The sequence below is a fragment of the Prevotella sp. P6B4 genome, from assembly GCF_000619985.1.
In the GTDB taxonomy this organism is placed as follows: domain Bacteria; phylum Bacteroidota; class Bacteroidia; order Bacteroidales; family Bacteroidaceae; genus Prevotella.
The window spans coordinates 100,526-120,312 of the sequence record NZ_JHVE01000011.1; the positions used below are offsets into that span (position 1 = coordinate 100,526).

General features: G+C 48.6%; 14 protein-coding genes and 1 tRNA gene. 7 read left to right on the plus strand and 8 right to left on the minus strand.

Features of this window, described 5'->3' with window-relative positions:
- Window positions 1–64 precede the first annotated feature (64 nt).
- On the minus strand, window positions 65–3,643 hold the full coding sequence (nifJ, locus tag T491_RS0108910; RefSeq protein WP_028903584.1) for a pyruvate:ferredoxin (flavodoxin) oxidoreductase: 3,579 nt from the start codon (window positions 3,641–3,643) through the stop codon (window positions 65–67).
- A 49-nt stretch (window positions 3,644–3,692) separates the two neighbouring features.
- Complete coding sequence (locus T491_RS0108915; RefSeq protein ID WP_028903585.1) at window positions 3,693–4,886, minus strand: ATP-binding protein; 1,194 nt, start codon at window positions 4,884–4,886, stop codon at window positions 3,693–3,695.
- Window positions 4,887–5,012: 126 nt separating this feature from the next.
- Between T491_RS0108915 and T491_RS16120 the strand changes: the two genes are divergently transcribed.
- Window positions 5,013–6,062, plus strand: coding sequence for a hypothetical protein (locus T491_RS16120; RefSeq protein ID WP_036915770.1), 1,050 nt, complete (start codon window positions 5,013–5,015; stop codon window positions 6,060–6,062).
- Window positions 6,063–6,125: 63 nt separating this feature from the next.
- Here the strand turns inward: T491_RS16120 and T491_RS0108925 are convergent, their stop codons facing one another.
- The 6 genes from T491_RS0108925 to T491_RS0108950 form a co-directional block, all read right to left on the minus strand.
- Entirely contained in the window at window positions 6,126–6,554 is a 429-nt protein-coding gene (locus T491_RS0108925) for a biotin/lipoyl-containing protein (protein ID WP_028903586.1), read from the minus strand.
- 2 nt (window positions 6,555–6,556) lie between these two features.
- Window positions 6,557–6,706, minus strand: a complete 150-nt coding sequence (locus T491_RS17900; RefSeq protein WP_197018838.1) for a hypothetical protein — start codon at window positions 6,704–6,706, stop codon at window positions 6,557–6,559.
- Window positions 6,707–6,721: 15 nt separating this feature from the next.
- Entirely contained in the window at window positions 6,722–8,287 is a 1,566-nt protein-coding gene (locus T491_RS0108935) for an acyl-CoA carboxylase subunit beta (RefSeq protein ID WP_028903587.1), read from the minus strand.
- Between the two features lie 38 nt (window positions 8,288–8,325).
- Window positions 8,326–8,736, minus strand: a complete 411-nt coding sequence (mce, locus tag T491_RS0108940) for a methylmalonyl-CoA epimerase (RefSeq protein ID WP_013064811.1) — start codon at window positions 8,734–8,736, stop codon at window positions 8,326–8,328.
- A 146-nt stretch (window positions 8,737–8,882) separates the two neighbouring features.
- Complete coding sequence (locus tag T491_RS0108945; RefSeq protein WP_028903588.1) at window positions 8,883–11,444, minus strand: DUF4842 domain-containing protein; 2,562 nt, start codon at window positions 11,442–11,444, stop codon at window positions 8,883–8,885.
- Between the two features lie 123 nt (window positions 11,445–11,567).
- On the minus strand, window positions 11,568–13,883 hold the full coding sequence (locus tag T491_RS0108950; protein ID WP_231480225.1) for a TonB-dependent receptor: 2,316 nt from the start codon (window positions 13,881–13,883) through the stop codon (window positions 11,568–11,570).
- 159 nt (window positions 13,884–14,042) lie between these two features.
- On the opposite strand from T491_RS0108950, the gene T491_RS0108955 reads away from it, so the two are divergent.
- From T491_RS0108955 to T491_RS0108980, 6 genes are all read left to right on the plus strand, one after another.
- Window positions 14,043–16,412, plus strand: a complete 2,370-nt coding sequence (locus T491_RS0108955) for a C10 family peptidase (protein WP_028903590.1) — start codon at window positions 14,043–14,045, stop codon at window positions 16,410–16,412.
- A 7-nt stretch (window positions 16,413–16,419) separates the two neighbouring features.
- Window positions 16,420–16,872 (plus strand): NfeD family protein, encoded by a 453-nt coding sequence (locus tag T491_RS0108960; RefSeq protein ID WP_028903591.1) that lies wholly within the window; start codon window positions 16,420–16,422, stop codon window positions 16,870–16,872.
- Window positions 16,873–16,884: 12 nt separating this feature from the next.
- Window positions 16,885–17,838: an SPFH domain-containing protein gene (locus T491_RS0108965; RefSeq protein ID WP_028903592.1), complete on the plus strand. Its 954-nt coding sequence runs from the start codon at window positions 16,885–16,887 to the stop codon at window positions 17,836–17,838.
- An 18-nt stretch (window positions 17,839–17,856) separates the two neighbouring features.
- On the plus strand, window positions 17,857–18,744 hold the full coding sequence (gene dapA, locus T491_RS0108970; RefSeq protein WP_028903593.1) for a 4-hydroxy-tetrahydrodipicolinate synthase: 888 nt from the start codon (window positions 17,857–17,859) through the stop codon (window positions 18,742–18,744).
- The gene (locus T491_RS0108975) at window positions 18,741–19,625 is read left to right on the plus strand and encodes an AraC family transcriptional regulator (RefSeq protein ID WP_033147815.1); all 885 of its coding nucleotides are present in this window, start codon (window positions 18,741–18,743) and stop codon (window positions 19,623–19,625) included. Before dapA ends, T491_RS0108975 begins: the two co-directional genes overlap by 4 nt.
- An 85-nt stretch (window positions 19,626–19,710) precedes the next feature.
- Window positions 19,711–19,784 (plus strand) — tRNA-Arg (locus T491_RS0108980).
- Window positions 19,785–19,787 lie beyond the last annotated feature (3 nt).

Sequence of the window (19,787 nt, forward strand, 5' to 3'; positions counted from 1 at the left end):
TTAGTAACAAAAAAAGGAGCACCCTGTGATGGATGCTCCTTTGATTATAGTATGGAGTGGGGGATTAGTCCTCCCAGTTCTCCTGAGACTTGCGGATGTAGCTCTTGTAGCGGAGCTGAGCCATGCGCTGTGCCTCGGCGAAGAGCTCCTCGGCCTCGTTAGGATAAGCCTTCTTAACAGACAGGTAACGAACCTCACCGAGCAGGAAGTCGTGGAAGTTCTCCCAGTTAGGCTCCTTAGAGTCGAGTGAGAATGGGTTCTTGCCTTCCTCAGCCAGAGCTGGGTTGAAGCGCCACAGGTGCCAGTAACCGCACTCAACAGCCTTCTTCTCCTCGGCCTGGCTCTTACCCATACCACCCTTGGCCTTCAGACCGTGGTTGATACATGGAGCGTAGGCGATGATGATTGAAGGTCCGTGCCAAGCCTCGGCCTCGCGGATGGCCTTCAGGGTCTGAGCGTGGTCAGCACCCATCGCAATCTGAGCCACATATACATAACCGTAAGTGGTAGCGATCATACCCAGATCCTTCTTGCGGATGCGCTTACCCTGAGCAGCGAACTGAGCGATAGCACCAAGAGGTGTGGCCTTAGAAGCCTGACCACCGGTGTTAGAGTAAACCTCAGTATCGAGCACGAGGATGTTAACGTCCTCACCAGAAGCAATCACGTGGTCGAGACCACCGTAACCGATATCGTAAGAAGCACCGTCACCACCGATGATCCACTGGCTGCGCTTTACGAGATAGTGGTCGAGGGTCTTCAGCTCGGTGCATACGGGGCAACCAGTGGCTGCGCCAGCGGCGATCTGCTCGCGAAGCTTTGGAGCAATCTCCTTGGTCTTCTCGGCATCGTCCTGATTGGCAATCCACTCCTGAGCCAGCTCCTTGTACTCGGCGCTGGTCTTGTCGCTGTCGATCATCTCCTGAAGCAGCTTAGCTACGCGCTCCTTCATCTTCTTGTTACCAAGGGCCATACCCAGACCGAACTCGCAGAAGTCCTCGAACAGAGAGTTGTTGAATACAGGACCCTGACCCTTCTCGTTCTTGGTGTAAGGAGTAGAAGGAATAGAAGCAGAGTAGATAGAAGAACATCCGGTAGCGTTGGCAATCATCTGGCGGTCACCGAACAGCTGAGAGATGAGCTTAACATATGGTGTCTCACCGCAACCAGAGCAAGCGCCTGAGAACTCGAACAGAGGCTGAGCGAACTGTGAGTTCTTAACATTGCTCTTGATGTCGACGAGGTTCTGCTTTGACTTAACATTCTTAACCAGGTACTCCCAGTTCTTAGCCTCCTGAACCATGTCGGCTGCATCAGGATTGAATGGAGCCATGGTGAGGGCCTTACCGGTCTTAGGATTGCCTGGGCAGATGTCGGCACAGTTACCGCAACCCAGACAGTCGAGTACTGAGGTCTCGATACGGAAGTGCATGCCCTTCATAGCGGCAGGAGCCTTCATCTCGAGGGTGTCGGCAGCGGCGGCGAAGCCCTTCAGCTCCTCGTCGTCGAGAACGAATGGACGGATGGCTGCGTGAGGACAGATGTAAGCACACTGGTTACACTGGATACAGTTGTCCTTGTTCCATACTGGAACGAAGGCCTCTACACCACGCTTCTCGTAAGCGGCTGTACCAACCTCCCAAGAACCGTCAACGGTGTTGTGCTTAACGAAGTCGGAAACCTTCAGCAGGTCGCCGGCCTGAGCGTTGATAGGACGAACCAGCTCCTTAACGAATGCAGGTGCATCGTCGGCCTTAACCTCATCATCAGCCAGGTTGGCCCACTCAGGCTTAACGGTGAGCTGAACATACTCGCCACCACGATCGATAGCGGCATAGTTCTTATCAACAACGTCCTGACCCTTAGCACCGTAAGACTTCAGGGCAGCAGCCTTCATCTTCTCAACAGCGAGCTCTACGGGGATCACGCCGGTGATACGGAAGAATGCGCTCTGCAGGATGGTGTTGGTACGGTTACCCAGACCAATCTCCTGTGCAATCTTGGTAGCGTTGATGGTATAGACGGTAATGTTGTTCTGAGCGAAGTAGCGCTTTACCTTGTTTGGCATGAACTTCTCGAGCTCGTCGGCATCGAAGATGGTGTTCAGCAGGAACTGACCGTTCTTCTGCAGACCGCGAGTAACGTCGTACATGTGCAGGTAAGCCTGAACGTGGCAAGCTACGAAGTTAGGTGTAGTTACCAGGTAGGTAGAGCGGATAGGTGTATCACCGAAACGCAGGTGAGAGCAGGTGAAACCTCCCGACTTCTTAGAGTCGTAAGAGAAGTAAGCCTGGCAGTACTTGTCGGTGTTGTCACCAATAATCTTAACTGAGTTCTTGTTAGCACCTACGGTACCATCAGCACCCAGACCATAGAACTTGGCCTGGAACATGCCAGCACCACCGAGGGCAATCTCCTCAACCTCGGGCAGAGAGGTGAAGGTAACATCGTCTACGATACCAATGGTGAAGTGGTTCTTGGGCTCGGGCATAGCGAGGTTGTTGAACACGCTGATGATCTGAGCAGGGGTGGTGTCGCGGCTACCAAGACCGTAGCGGCCACCAACGATAACAGGACGATCCTTAACATCGAAGAAGGCATCCTTCACGTCGAGGTACAGAGGCTCTCCGTTTGCGCCGGGCTCCTTGGTACGGTCGAGAACGGCAATCTTCTTAACGGTCTTAGGAACAGCTGCTAACAGGTGCTTAACAGAGAATGGACGATACAGGTGAACTGAAATCATACCAACCTTCTGACCGTTTGCGTTCAGGTAGTCGATAGCCTCGCGAGCAGCATCGGTAGCAGAACCCATGAGGATGATCATGCGGTCGGCATCCTCGGCTCCATAGTAAGAGAAGAGGTGATACTCACGGCCGGTGATCTTTGAGATCTCACCCAGGTACTTCTCTACAACCTCGGGAACAGCATCGTAGTAGGGGTTGCTGGCCTCACGGTGTGTGAAGAAGGTCTCGGGGTTCTCGGCTGTACCGCGGGTAACAGGGCGCTCAGGGCTCATGGCACGATCGCGGAAACGCTTAACGAACTCTTCCTTAACCAATGGACGGATATCCTCCTGATCCATCATCTCAATCTTGTGGTACTCGTGAGAGGTGCGGAAACCATCGAAGAAGTTAACGAATGGTACGCAGGTCTCGAGAGTAGCCAGGTGAGGAACAGCTGTGAGGTCCATCACCTCCTGTACAGAACCAGAGCAGAACATAGCGAAGCCGGTCTGACGGCATGCCATAACGTCCTGGTGGTCGCCGAAGATACAGAGTGAGTGTGAAGCTAGCGTACGGGCAGATACGTCGAATACGCATGGAATCAGCTCACCAGCAATCTTATACATGTTAGGAATCATCAGGAGCAGACCCTGAGATGCGGTAAAGGTAGTAGTAAGGGCACCAGCCTGCAGCGAACCGTGAACGGCACCAGCAGCACCAGCCTCTGACTGCATTTCCTGAACTGAGACGTTCTGGCCCCACAGGTTCTTGCGACCGCGGGCAGCCCACTCGTCAACATGCTCCGCCATTGGCGAAGACGGGGTGATGGGGTAGATAGCAGCTACCTCCGAGAACATGTAGCTCACGTGAGCTGCTGCCTCGTTACCATCACAGGTGATAAACTTCTTTTCTTTAGCCATTGTTTTAACTATAAAAATGAATAACTATTTTGTGTAACTTAATAGACTCTTAATATAAAAATCCCAATAACCATAGCGGTATCTGATTGCCAACGCCTATCTCGGTGTTATAACGGGCGTAGATTACGTCGGGCGATGTGCGCTGTTTGCCTGGCGCTTTAGCATCCATCACACGGAACTTCAGTTTCTCGTCGACGATAAAGCTGGCGTCGCGTGTGCTGCTGGTGTTCACCTTGTGGTCCTTCCACATCGAATTAACGAAGAAGGTCTCCATAGCCTCCTGTTTGTCCACCTGAATAGGATAGATGGCGTACATCAGGTTGGAGTTATGGAGCATAATCTTGGCTGGTTTCTTGGGGAAGTCCTGACCTACGGGGTATATCAGGTTGAGCAGTCGGGCATCGGTGAGATACTTGATGTAGTTCATCACGGTGGCACGACTGGTCTCGATGTCCTGAGCCAGCTTGCTTACGTTTGGCGTCTTGGCTGGTCCCTCTTCGGCTATCTGATAGAACAGCTTCTTGATCTTTGTAAGATACTTCAGCTCTATCTGCTTGATGAGCAGAATATCTACCTCGGTCATCATGTTCATCGTCTTCAGCAGGTTCTCGCTATAGTTGCGATGCTCCTGGAAGAAGGGGTAGAAACCATGATGGATATAGTCCTGGAAGTAACGGTTGGGCGATACCTTGGGCAGAATCTGCTTGATAATGCGCTCGTGGTTCTGCAGGATCTCGTCGAGTGTGTAGGGCTGGAAGTTGTTGCCTGTCATCAGGTTGATGAACTCGCGGAAAGATAGTCCGCGCAGGTTGTAGCTCTTCACGATGCCATTCAACTCGGGGTTCTCGTCCTTCAGGCGCATCACGCTCGAACCGGTGAACACGATCTTCAGGTTGGGATACAGGTCGTAGCACTTGCGAAGCTCGCTGCTCCAGTTGGGCTGCTTGAACACCTGATCGATGAGCAATACGCGACCGCCATGCTTGTAGAACTTACCGGCAAAGTCGGCTATGCCCTGGCCTTGGAAATAGAAATTGTTCATGTTGATATACAGACATTGCTTGTCGAGTATATCAAAATTCTCCTTGGCGTATTGAAGTAGAAAAGTGGTCTTGCCGATACCTCGTGTACCTTTGATACCTATCATACGGTCGTTCCAGTCAATCTCATCCATTAGAATGCGACGAACCGGTGCATTTACATGCTCTACGAGATATCTGTGCGTCCTGAAAAAAGCTTCCATTCCTGCTTGATTTGTTTCTTCTTACTTTTAAAAGTGCTGCAAAGATACACATTTTATCTTAAATTGCAAAGTCTAACTTGCAAAATCTCAAAAAAAAGTAGTAATTTTGCGCCAAAATTGATGAAAATGGCAAAATTATACGTGTTTAATCCAGAACATGACCTTGCATTAGCTGCAAACCTCTCAAATTTCACAGCACCGCATGCCGGAAGGAAGTTGAGATATGATCTGGGATATATCCCAGCGCTTTGGGCTGGCGATGAAGATTATATTCTGGTGGATGATGTGGAGAAGGCTGTCAGGCAGTATGGACGTCTGCGGGCCAAAGTGGGTGGAACGCCCAAAAAGTTTGTGGATAAATCGCAACTATGTTCTTTATATATTAATAAGGTGGAACCATGGGGCTGGGATCTTGCCCTGCGGGCCTTCCTGTTGCGCTATGGCGTAGAGGCTGTACCAACAGAGGATGAGATAGCTGAGATACGCGAACTGTCGCATCGCATGCAGGCAGTAGAATTGCTGAGTCACTTGCAGATGCCAGGTACTATCGGCACGTCGTGCTGTGTGACTACCATAGCCGGCGTGAAACAGCAGTTGGAACAGCATGGACACATCGTGGTGAAAGCACCCTGGAGCAGTAGTGGGCGAGGGGTGCGCTTTATGACGGGCTCTATCGACGACTATCAAGAGCGCTGGATCAAGAATATCGTTGAGAAACAGGGTGCAGTGGTTGTAGAGCCTTACTATCATAAGGTGAAGGACTTCGGTATGGAGTTCGAAAGCGATGGTGAGGGCTGCGTGAAGTATCTGGGCTTGTCGCTGTTTCTGACTAAGAATGGGGCTTATACGGGCAACCTGATAACGAAAGAAGATGAAAAGCAGGAAATGATAAGTCGCTATATACCAATTGATTTACTGATGGTAGTTAAAGAAAAAGTATGCCATTGCTTAGGCGAAAACTTCAAAGGGAAATACCAAGGCCCGTTTGGTGTTGACATGATGATTGTGTCGACAGAGGATAAGGACGGGTTCCTGTTGCATCCTTGTGTGGAGATTAATCTGCGCCGTACGATGGGACATGTGGCGTTGGCCATTCCGCCGTTTGCTGATGGCTTTACACGGGTGATGCATATCGAACTGACAGATAAGTACAGAATGAGCGTTCGCAAACGATAATAGATAAAAATAATCCCTGCCACTTGGTGATGGCAGGGATTTCATTTTATATAAGGTGTAATCTTACTCGATAACTACCAGAGCATCGTCCTCCATTACACTCTCACCAATCTTTACGCAGATAGCTGTAACCTTACCATCCTTCTCGGCAGCCAGGTTGTTGGCCATCTTCATGGCTTCAAGTACAATGACTGTGTCGCCAGCCTTTACCTCGTCGCCCTCGGCCACCAGGATGTCGGTAATAACACCAGGCAGAGGAGCCTTTACGGCATTAGCCTTGTTTACAGCGCCCTTGTTAGCTGCAGGAGCGTCGTCGGCAGCAGCTGTGGCTGCAGCCTTAACTACTGGCTTCTTCTTCTCAGGTTCAGCCTGTTTCTCCATTTCTACGGTGTACTCTTCGCCGTTAACGGTCAGGGTAGCGATGTTATCAGTAATGTCGCCTACCACAACCTCGTACTTATTACCATTAATGGTATACTTGTATTCTTTCATTTTTAGGGATGTTGAGTGAATGTTTGCGCGTAGCCGTTCCACTGAGTGGGGCGCGCGTTAATTGTTATAATGCCCGTTTCAACGTCGTGAACGTTGTTACCCAGATGCTCGTGCAGGGCCAGGGCAATAGCAGCATATACTTCTTTATTCATATTATTTAATATCAATTACATAGGTATGTTACCATGTTTCTTAGCGGGCAGCGAGTCGCGCTTGGTAGCGAGCTGGGCCAGACCGCGGCAGATGCGGAAACGAGTGTTGCGTGGCTCGATGACATCGTCGATGTAGCCGTACTTGGCAGCCTGATAAGGATTAGCGAAGAGCTCGTTGTACTCGTCCTCCTTCTCAGCGATGAATGCCTTAACGTCCTCGCCAGCCTCTTTCTTGGCCTTAGCCTCCTTAGCATACAGTACGGCAGCAGCACCTGATGCACCCATAACGGCGATCTCGGCTGATGGCCATGCGTAGTTGAGGTCGGTATGCAACTGCTTAGAACCCATAACGATGTGAGAACCACCGTACGACTTACGCAGAGTAACAGTAATCTTGGGCACAGTTGCCTCGCCGTAAGCGTAGAGCAGCTGAGCACCGTGCAGGATAACTGCGTTGTACTCCTGACCTGTACCAGGCAGGAATCCTGGAACGTCAACGAGTGATACGATAGGAATATTGAAGGCGTCGCAGAAACGAACGAAACGGGCACCCTTACGGCTGGCGTTAACGTCGAGTACACCAGCGTAGCAAGCAGGCTGGTTGGCTACGATACCTACGCTCTGACCGTTGAAGCGAGCGAAACCTACGATGATGTTCTTGGCGAACTTAGGCTGTACCTCGAAGAACTCGCCGTTATCGGTGATGGCAGCGATAACCTTATACATATCGTATGCCTCGTTGGGGTTCTCTGGGATAATTTCGTTCAATGTGTCCTCCATACGGTTGATGGGGTCGTCGCATGGTTTAGAAGGAGCGGTCTCCATGTTGTTTGATGGGATATAGCTCAGCAGAGTCTTGATCATCTGCAGACCCTCTTCCTCGGTCTTAGCTGTGAAGTGGGTAACACCCGACTTGGTAGCGTGAACCGATGCACCGCCCAGGTGCTCCTGGTCGATGTCCTCGCCGGTAACGGTCTTTACAACCTTTGGACCTGTGAGGAACATGTATGAGGTTCCCTCCATCATCAGAGTGAAGTCGGTCAGAGCAGGGCTGTAAACAGAACCACCGGCGCAAGGACCGAAGATACCTGAAATCTGTGGGATAACACCTGATGCCAGAATGTTACGCTCGAAAATCTCAGCGAAACCAGCCAGCGAGTTGATACCCTCCTGGATACGTGCACCACCCGAATCGTTGATACCGATAACAGGGGCACCCATCTTCATGGCCATATCCATGACCTTGCAAATCTTCTGGCTCATGGTCTCTGACAGAGAACCTGCGTGTACGGTGAAGTCCTGTGCGAAGACGAATACCAGACGGCCGTCGATGGTACCCGAACCTGCTACTACACCATCACCAAGGAATTGCTTCTTCTCCATACCGAAGTTATGGCAGCGATGCTCCTTAAACATATCGTACTCTTCGAACGAACCCTCGTCAAGCAGCATGTCAATGCGCTCACGAGCGGTGTACTTGCCACGATCGTGCTGTTTCTGAATTGCTTTCTCACCACCACCGAGACGGGCCTGTTCGCGCTTCTCGATGAGTTGCTTGATTTTTTCTAATTGTTTGCTCATTTCTTTATTAAAATTTTGAGAATATACTTTCTTAATGATTACTCAGGGTGCTCACAGAGCTCAGTCAGAATGCCACATGTTGACTTTGGATGCAGGAAGGCAATGTTCAGTCCCTCGGCGCCCTTGCGTGGCTTCTCGTCAATCAGGCGTACGCCCTTCTCAGAAACCTCGGCCAGACCTTTGGCTACGCCATCCTCTACACAGAAGGCTACATGATGTACGCCCTTGTTGCCTTTGTCGAGCCACTTCTGGATGGTGCTCTCAGGTGATGTGGGCTCCAGAAGCTCCAGCTTCACCTCGCCGCAACGCAGGAAGGCAGTCTTCACTTTCTGGTCTTCAACTACTTCTGTTGCATAACACTCCAGACCCAGCACGTCGGTAAAATACGGCAGGCTTTCCTCAATGCTCTGGACGGCAATGCCCAGATGCTCAATGTGCGAAATCTTCATAACCTTTAAAATTAGAATTAATATTTTCGAAGTGCAAAGTTACAAAACTTATATGAGAATCCAACCTTATTTTGCTTTTTTTATTAAAAAAAAGAGATTGTAGCGTGATTTCTGCTACAATCTCTTATTTTTATGTAAGTTCTTGCTTATTTGTTATAGGGGTTCACATATAACTTGGAACTGTCATACGACTCCAACCAGGCGCCATAGTTGTAGGCGTTGTTGGCCCATGTCCTGAAAGCGCTGTAGGCATCGATGATGCTGATGCGCTCTGCTGGATAGTCGAAGTCGCCTGGTATGATCAGAGCAAATGGAGGCTCGCCTTTCTGTGGGACGTGAATCTCGTTGCCTGCCATACTATAGTTCTTGATATAGATGTCGTCTAAGAACTGAGGTATTCTTGTTGCTTCGCTAACCTCGTAAACGGCTGATACGCATGGTACAGCTGTTGCTGAAGGCTGGGTGTTGACGAATGTACTGGTTGAGACATTAAACAACGCGTGTACCTCTTTATCGTTCAGGTCGGTACCACTGATACAATTACCTGCGATACCATTCAGATATACCTGGTCGTTAGCACCAGTTGCAATCAGAGTCAACTGTAATTGGGTGGGCGACAGGCGGACGCAGCGTAATACAACGTCGTTCATGTCGTAGTCGGCTATATTCGGACGGTCCTCAAAACACATCGTGTAGGCCATATCCTTCACTTCATATACATCGTCAAACATCTTGCCGCTGTTGCCTTCCACCTCGATAATCATATCGCTGAAGTTACTGTCGTTACCATCCTCAAATGCCAGATAGGTCTTGTTGTTGGCGTTGAACATCGCGATACGTGGGGACTTATCATCCATAAAATAATATTTCTTTGAATCGCCAAAGTGCCCGGGGAAGTTGTTGATGACGCTGTTGAGCTCGCCATAGCCATACGTGCAACCGTTGTTGACGGTATTGATGTAGGCCTGGAAGGTCTTACCTTCACGTGGAACGTTGATTTTTCTCATCATGAAGCCCACTCTGTAGCCTTTTGGCATGGATGCGCTGATGGCTGTATTGTTGGTTTCAGGAGCGCCTTCTAATGTAAGGCTGGTCAGCTTGTTGATGTTCTGGTTGCCTCCATATTCCTCTAAATACCAGTCAATCTGGGCGCCATTGGCCGAGGCTGTCTTATTGGTGGCAACACGAAGATTGTGCTTGCCCACATTCGAACCGAGTGCCTGGGTCTTGTCGTTGCTGAGCCAGAAATGGCATACGTTATTCGTCTCGTCGGAAATGAAGGAATTCTCCTTTACCGCTGGCATATAGTCGGTAAGGAAGGTGCCCCACGTCTCGTTCGAAGAAAGGAAATCATAAGCTTTAATAAGACATTTTCCAGAGCCGATGTTGTAGAGAACGGTCTTGCCGTCGTCTGTCGTGAATATCTGCCATAACTGATTGCTGATATTGGTGGCGTCGTCGTCATAGCGTGTGGCCATCTTATCATCGTAGTATCCTACTTTGTTAGGATATGAGGTTAAGTAGAATGATGACGACTTGTAGGTGGCACCATTGCGGATGCGATATACCTTTCCGTCGGTTGTGCATTCGCCTGACTTCAAAAGGCTCTGGTCGCCATAATATGGCAACAGATACTGGTGAACTTTGAAGAAGTCGGCCTCATTCGTTATATTCGACGCATCTTTGGTATACTGGCATTGCATGGCTTTGAATTTCGGCAGCTGCTTGACATATTCAGTCTCGGTCATGCCCTCTGGCATATTGTCGGGGTTGTAATAATAGTAATACAACTCGCAGTACTTCATGTCGGTAGAACTCATTTGTACGGGCGTGATGATGATAGGACTGCCATCACTGGTCAAATGGTTGTTGAAGAATCTGACAGCAGAACTTTCGCTGATGTTTTTCAGGTTGTTGTGCTGTTTTTTGTATGTAACACCAGATTTGTTTGGGATGAAATTATTGAATATGGCTTGTAGTTCAGTGACTTCGCTGGCATCAATAGGACCTGTAGCTCTGACAATCGTGCCATTAACTACATTCCATGTTCCGTTAGCAGAGCTGGTGCTTGAGAGCTTCCAGATCATTTCGTTCTCCCACTTGGTGTCGGCCCATATGTAAATGTTGTTATTCTGACTTGCGTTCTGCATGTAGGTCTCGCCAGTCTGGTTGGTAAGGTTGGCGAAAATGTTTCTGTAAGCATTCAGCGTTCTTTGAGCGCTGGTGGCGTCAAGTTTCAGATTGCTCACATCAATGGTGTTATCGCTTCTGGTAGCTAATCTGCGAGCATTGGCTGTTGTGCCAAAGCTGACCTCTGTGGCGTTCAGGTCGAAACTCTTGATGAAGTGGTGCCCTTTGCTGTCAACACAAGCAGCAATCAGCTTCTCATAGCCTCTTGGAGCATCATAGTTTAATGTGACGGTCTGTCCTGATGAAACTTCGGCTTCTGCCAGAATCTTTGGGTCGCCATTGAAGAAGGGCGACTCTGTGAGGATCTGGACCTTCGCAATGTCCGACATGTCTGCATCGGCGGTGATGGAAACCTTTCCTGATGTGACTGTGCGCCAATCCTGTTCCGGATCGATCAGACCGAAAATGTTCTCTGCATTCTTTCTGATCTCTTCAGTGGCGTCGGGAACGGTAAAATCCTGCGAACAGCTACATAAGGCAATAAGCGAAACAGCTGCCCAATTTGATATTCTTTTCATACTAAAAATCATATAATCTTCAGCTATATTTAAACAAAAATCTTCCTTAATTTTTGCAAAGGTAGCTCTTTTATATTATTAATTATGCGCGTAGCAAGGAAATCTGTCAAAATTTAACAAATATTATAGGTTTATACTGATTTTCCCATTAATTTGGCGACCCGTCAGGAAATTTGGGACAGCCCATTGGGTATTGGTAACATCTGTTACCCAATAATAGCTGTTTACATTAGAAATACCAAACAGGTTCAGACAGTCAATTCCTACCCAGATACCTTTGATACCTTTGGTATTTTTCATGACGCAGTAGCTCATGCCGATGTCGGCACGCTTATAGGCTGGCGCTCTGAAGTCTTGCTGTTCCAGGCCTCTGTGTGGGGCGCCGAAGGGCAGGCCGTCGGCAAATGCCAGACGTAGCGTCATCTTCCAGCGTTCTGTGCCTGGGAAATAGTCGGTAAAATGCAGGTTTACTGACCAGCGCTGGTCGGTTGGCAGCGGCTTCCACAGGTTGTTGTACTTCTGGCGAGTGCTCATCAGCGAGAAAGTGAGCCAGGAGTCGGTGCCTGGCACAAACTCACCGTACAATTTCAGATCGATACCTGTGGCGTAGCCTTTGCAAAGATTCTCGCCATAGTAGGTAATCTTCAGGTTCTGTACGTTGTATGGAATCAGGTTCGACAGGGCTTTATAGTAGGCCTCTGCGGTAAATTTGAATGGACGGTTCAACATTCTGAATCTGTAGTCGGCTGCTGCAATCAGATGAATGGATTGCTGACTCTTGATCCTGTTGTTCAGAACCGCTGTTGTTATGCCGTTCGCTGTGGTTGTGTCGCGCATCTCTTTGTAGAAAGGCGACTGATAATACAGGCCTGTTGCCAGCCTGATGGTCAGGTCGTTATCGAATGCTGGGACGAAGGCGAATGATACTCTCGGCGATACCGTTGTCTCTTTGTTGAACGACCAGTTGGCGATTCTGACACCATAGTTGAGCGTGAAATAGTTGTCGCCTTTCGACCATCGGTAGGTGTCCTGCAGATAGGCTTCTGTTCTGTGGGTTCTGATATCGTTTCTGGCGTTCAGTGTGTAGATCAGGTCGAGTCTGTCGGCAGAATGGGGGATGGAGTAGCCGCTTGAGTCGCGCATCTCGTATTCGCGTGACCGTTCTTTGATATGTTCTGTGCGATAGCTGACGCCTGCTTCAAAATCGTGATGCCGGGTCTGATGGCGCCCAATGAGCTTGAAACTGACGACGTCGGCAGTCAGATAATTGCGGGCATGCTTCATGTAGGTACCCACGCCTAAACTCTCTTGAGTCTGGGTGTCGTCCAGCCAATACTGACCTGTGATATCGTAGGTTTCACGTTCTTTGGTATGGAATGCTGATGTCAGAAACTTTATACTGGTTGAGTCGGATATTCTGCGTGTGATTCCGAGAGCGCCGAACAAGGTGCTGAACCGGTCTTTTTCTTGTCCGTCGAAATACACTTTGAACGACTTGACATCGGCTAATGTGCCAAAACTTGTTTCCCGGTCTTTGGGTTTGAAATTATAGTGGTTGTCTGATATGTTGCCGATAAAATCAAGGTTCCACCTTTTGTTTGGCGAATAGACGATATATGTCTGGTAATCAAGGAAGTTTGGTTTGTATTCTCCGGTTGTTTCTAAAGAGCCTAACAAGTATCTGTTCGTCTTGTATCTGATGCCATGACTCATCGAGAATCTACTGTTGCCGTAACCAGCGAATGCACTGGCTCCTAATAGCGAGGCAGTGGCATTAGCCTCAAAGCCTTTGATGCGTCGGTAGGTAATGTCTAATACAGACGACATTTTGTCGCCGTATTTCGCTTCGAATCCACCTGTTGAGAATCCTATTCTGTCAACCATGTCGGGGTTGATGACCGACAGACCTTCCTGCTGTCCGCTACTGATGAGAAATGGGCGATAGACCTCCACCTGATTGATATAAACCGAGTTCTCGTCGAACGTTCCACCGCGTACGTTGTATTGTGATGATAGCTCATTATGGCTCGACACACCAGCCTGTTGCTGAATCATCTCTTCAACGGCATTGCCTGTGGTCGATGGCGTTTGTTGAAGGTCTTTGGTGGACAGTTGTTCTGTCTGCGAAGTCTGTCGGCGGCGCTGGGTAACCGTTACCTCGCTGAGTGTGGCTGCTGGGTGCATCACAATCTGTACGGTCATCTTACCTTTGGGACGTCTGAATACACGTTTCCTGACACCATAGCCAACCATCGAAAACCTGACCTCGACAGAATCGGCTGATTTCAGATCGAGGCTGAATTCACCTTTCAGGTTGCTCATTGTTACCTTGCCTTGGGCGGCGCACGATATTGTTACAAGCTCAAGTGCATGCCCATCCTCGTCGATGACCTTTCCTTTCAAGGTAAAGTCGTCGGCGAATGCTGTCAAGGTACTCATTAAAAGTACCATTATGATGATGAATTGCTCAAAATTGCGTCTCATTCTGACATAATAACGGAAAAAACGCACTTTTATTTGCTAATATTTTGTTTTTTCTTTGTTGTTTCGACAAAAATGTCTATTTTTGCACTATTAAACCATCAAAACGTTACGATTATGAAGAAATCTCTACTCACAGCGTTCCTGTATCTGTTCAGTCTTGTTCTGACAGTAGCAGCCCCCGTTGACGAGCAAAAAGCTCGTCAGTTGGCAAGTGATTTCTTGCGCAGTAAGGTGTCAGCTACCCGTGGTGCTAATATTAATCTTACTCGTGTCGTAACTGGGGTAGTCGACGGCGATGATGCCGGCATCTATGTGTTTAATGAGAGTAATGGTTTCGTGGTTATCAGCGCTGACGATGAGCTTCCTGCTGTTCTGGCTTTCGGATTGAACGAGCCGTATGATGCGCAGACGGCTCCTCCTGCCATGAAGGCGCTGTTGGAGGCTTATCATTATGCAGCAACGGCATCTGTCAAAACCCGTGGTGTCGTCTCGACGCACGCTGATATTACGCCTTTGATTCAGACCAAATGGAATCAGGATACGCCTTATAATTTGTATTGCCCTGATAACGGCGCGGGTGGAAAATGTCCTACAGGTTGTATCGCTACGTCGATGGCACAGATCATGTATTATCATCAATGGCCCAGCACCGTCAACTGGAGTGCGATGACCAAGACCTATGATGATAATATTTATGTGGGCGGTGTCGGTCCTGATACGCTTGCTTCGTGCAAGGCTGTAGCCAGACTGATGGCTGATATCGGCGAGAAGGTTTGTATGTCTTATGGCGCAAGTAGTTCGTATGCGATTGATATTGATGCGTGCGAAGCACTTCGTAATGCCTATAGCTATTCCGAAACTTTGGAAATTATTGATCGTGAGTGCTATACGGCCCAGTCGTGGGATAATGAAATCTATAGTGAGTTGAGCAATAGTCGTCCGGTTATTTATAATGGTCAGTCGGCCACATCCGGTCAGGGAATCGGTGGTCACTCATTTATTATTGATGGCTATAAGGTGGATAATGGCACAGGCTATTACCATGTGAATTGGGGATGGGGAGGAAAAAGTGATGACTATTTCCTGATTTCTGTGCTAAATCCTCAACAGCAGTACACAGGCGGTTATGCAGGTTCGAGCGGCTATTCTTTCGGCCAAACCGCCTTAGTTGGCATTAAGCCGGGAAGTGTTGACAGAGAGAAGTCAGCACGACTCTATGTGGGTGGTAACTATATTGTTAATGATGCTGGTAATTATTCCCGTGCTTCTGCCTCGGCCGATTTCCCGACCATGCAGTTAGAAATGAGTTGCTATAATGCGACCAAGCCCGATGCCCGTAAGTACGATCTGGCCATTGCCTTATATCAGGGACGTAATCAAATTGCTATCCTTGATGAGTTTAAGGTGAATAATGGTAATCCTTTGGATTATGGGGCTGGAATTAAGGGTATTCGTCGATCATTTAAGTTTGGAAAGGATTTGGCAAATGGCACTTACCAGATTCGTTTGTTGAGTCGTGAGACGGGCAAGACGACATGGTCGTGGGCTTTAGGTGCTGCTTGTAGGTATGTGGAGCTGACCATTAATGGTAACAATATGACCACTAAGACCTATGGCCGCTATGAGGAGGCCGAAGTGTCTTCGTTTACGATTAATAGTGTGGATGTGAGCAGCAATAACGTAGTGGGTGAGCCCATCACCATTACAATTAATCTGACTGATTGTAACAAGACGTATAATGCGCCAATCTTCCTGTATGGTAATGCCAGTTTGGAGCAGGGAGCTGATAAGTTCCAGTTCCTGACGGGTGGTGGTACCAATCTGGAGCCAGGTGAAACGGGTACCGTTATACTACAATATACCCCTCAGCGTGCGGGTAACTTTAAGTTTATTCTGAGTGGAAATAGCGAAAAACTAAGCGTGAAGTCTGATACACTTTATGTGTTCACAGCTACGGTTACAGGTGTGGCTTTAGACATTAATTTCGACGTTGATGGCGCAGTACAAAATGCAACGGGCCAGAATGATGTGATGGGTACCACTTTGAAGGGAACTCTGCATGTCAAGAACTTAGGTTCGGAAGCATATAATGATAAAATCGGTTTTTTCCCGTGCGAAGTTATAGGAAATACTCTCGCTGATACTGATCAGAACGTTACTAAGAATGTGAATATTGCTGTTGCAGATGTAGAGGATATTCCGTTTGAGTTCGTTAATCTGAAACTGAACAGCACGTATGTCTTACTGGTATTGTATAAAGAGGATGGTACTACGAAGTATCTGAATTGGGCTGAGGATGGTACGATTAAGTATGTGTATTTCTTCACGATGATCGAGGATACCGGTTTGCAGAGCATCCAGCTCGAGGAGCCTGATGCAGAGGTCTATGATCTGCGTGGTGTTCGGTTGGGTAAGGCTTCTGAACTGAAGAGTCTGCCTAAGGGCATTTACATCATTAATAAAAAGAAAGTGATTAACAAATAATATGACTATGATTGATTATATCATGCAACATCTCTGGCAGTTGTGGGCGGTAGTAGCCCTTATCTGTTTGATTCTTGAGCTGACGGCTGGTGATTTCTTCATCATCTGCTTTGCCATCGGCGCTATTCCCGCTGCTGTTGTAGCTGCGCTGGGAGCTGGTACTTACTATCAGATTGTTGTGTTTGCGGTAGTAACGCTCGTCAGTCTGTTTTACGTGCGCCCCTTTGCCAAGCGCTATTTGCATAAGGGCGAAGACAAGCGTATCAGTAATGCCGATGCGCTGCTGGGCAGGCAGGGTAGAGTAGTGGAGGCCATCCAAGCTGGAGGCTTCGGCCGTGTGCAGATAGATGGCGACATCTGGAAGGCTGTTACCAAGGGTGCTGCTGATATCCCCGAAGGTACTAATGTCGTTGTCGTGGATCGTGCATCGACCATTATCACAGTTGAAATAGAAAAATAATAAAATACAATTATGGACATAATGACTTACATCCTGATAGCCATCGTGGTATGCGTGGTTATCTTTGCCAAAATGGCACTCGTGATCATTCCTCAGTCAGAAACCAAGATCGTTGAACGTCTGGGACGTTACTATGCTACGCTCCAGCCCGGTATCAATCTCATTATCCCGTTCATCGATCGCGCCAAGTCGATTGTAGTGCTCCACCACGGACGCTATATGTATTCAACCACCATCGACCTTCGCGAGCAGGTGTACGACTTCCCCAAGCAGAATGTTATCACCAAGGATAACGTGCAGACAGAGATCAATGCGCTGCTGTACTTCCAGATTGTAGATCCGTTCAAGGCTACTTACGAGATTAACAACCTGCCTAACGCTATCGAGAAGCTTACACAGACCACCCTGCGTAACATCATCGGTGAACTGGAACTCGATGAGACGCTGACCTCTCGTGATACGATTAACAAGAAGCTCTCTGCCGTGCTCGACGATGCTACCGATAAGTGGGGTGTGAAGGTGAACCGCGTAGAGCTGCAGGATATCACACCTCCTGATTCAGTACTCACGGCCATGGAGAAGCAGATGCAGGCCGAGCGTAACAAGCGTGCACAGATTCTGACCTCTGAGGGACAGAAGGCTGCCGAGATCCTGGCTTCTGAGGGTGAGAAGACTGCTATCGTCAACAAGGCCGAGGCTGCCAAACAGCAGGCCATCCTTCAGGCTGAAGGTGAGGCACAGGCCCGTATCCGTAAGGCTGAGGCCGAGGCCAAGGCCATCGAGCTCATCACCCAGGCTGTGGGCAAGAGCACGAACCCCGCCAATTACTTGCTGGCTCAGAAATACATCCAGATGATGCAGGAGCTGGCTGAGGGCGACAAGACCAAGACCGTCTATCTGCCGTATGAGGCCACTAACCTCCTCGGTTCTATTGGCGGCATCAAAGATTTGTTTAAAGCAGAATAATAGCAACATAAAAATATAATGGTACATAACATTTTCAAGGGTCTGGGCATAGCGCTCATCACCCCATTCAAGGAAGACGGTTCGGTTGACTATGAAGCGCTGATACGTCTGGTAGACTATCAGCTTAACAACGGTGCTGACTTCTTTTGTATTCTCGCCACTACTGGTGAGACTCCTACGCTGACACGTGAAGAGAAGCAGAAGATCAAGGATTTAGTAGTAGACTATGTGCAGGCGCGCGTTCCTATTCTTATAGGATGTGGCGGTAATAATACCGCTGCTGTTGTCGAAGAGTTGAAAACAGCCGACTTCAAGGGCATCGACGGCATACTGAGTGTATGTCCTTATTACAACAAGCCTTCGCAGGAAGGTCTGTATCAGCATTTCAAGGCCATAGCTGCTGCAACATCGCTTCCTGTTGTGCTTTATAATGTACCCGGTCGTACGGGTGTTAACCTTCAGGCTGCTACTACGGTTCGTTTGGCTCGCGACTGTCAGAATATCGTCGCTATCAAGGAGGCCAGCGGTAATCTGGAGCAGGTTGATGAGATTATCAAGAACAAGCCAGCCGACTTCGATGTGATCTCGGGCGACGACTCGTTGACCTTCCCAATGGTCAGCTGTGGTGCCGTAGGTGTTATCTCTGTTATCGGAAATGCCCTTCCTAAGGAATTCTCACGCATGATTCGTTTGCAGATGCGTGGTGAGTACGATCCCGCTCGTACCATCCATCATCGCTTCACCGATCTGTTCTCACTGTTGTTTGTCGACGGTAACCCAGCCGGTGTCAAGGCAATGCTTTCAGAGATGGGCTTCATCCAGAATGTGCTTCGTTTGCCATTGGTGCCTATGCGTATCAATAATATGCAGCGCATGGCCGAGATTCTGAAAGAACTGAAAATATGATTGAAAGCAAGGTTATTCACGAGATTACCCAACTGACAGGGAAGGATGTGCTCTATATTGCCGAACGACATAAGAAAGAGTTCACTTATCCTATCCACAATCATAAGGTGTTCGAACTTAACTTCGTAGAGCATGCCCCAGGCGTTCGTCGCATTGTGGGCGACTCTAACGAGGTGATAGGCGACTACGACCTGGTACTCATCACCAGTCCCGATCTTGAGCATGTCTGGGAGCAGGGCTCGTGTACCAGTGAGAACATCCATGAGGTAACCATCCATTTCGAGTTCGATTTCTCTGAGGATAGCATTTTTTCGCGTAATCCTTTTGCCTCGATGCGGCAGATGATGCAGGAGGCGCGTAAGGGGCTCAGCTTCCCGATGGATGCCATTATGCGTGTCTATCCGAAACTCAACTCTTTGTGCACTATTAAGGATGGCTTCTATGCTTTTATGCAGTTCCTGACCATTCTCTACGAGCTCTCCAAGTGCGATGGTGCTCATACGCTGGCCTCAAGCAGTTTTGCCAAGGTTGAGGTGTCGAGCGACAGTCGCCGCGTGCAGAAAGTGAAGAATTATATTGAGCAGAACTATAAGAAGGAAATCCGTCTCAACACGCTTGCTGATCTGGCTGGCATGAGCGCTTCGGCTTTCAGTCGGTTTTTCAAGCTGCATACGGGTCGAAATCTGAGCGAGTATATCATCGATCAGCGCCTGGGTTATGCCAGTCGTATGTTGGTTGATAGTACCAACTCTGTGGCTGAGATCAGTTATGCCTGCGGCTTCAATAACCTCAGCAATTTCAATCGCATTTTTAAGAAGCGAAAGGGCTGTAGCCCTTCTGAGTTCCGTGAAAACTACCATAAAACGCGGATTATCGTGTAAAATCTGCACTTTTTTCGAAAAAAGTCCGCCAAAAGTTTGGTGGTTCCAAAAAAAGTCAGTACCTTTGCACCCGCAAATCGGAAATGGTTCCGTAGCTCAACTGAATAGAGCATCTGACTACGGATCAGAAGGTTGTGGGTTTGAATCCCGCCGGAATCACAA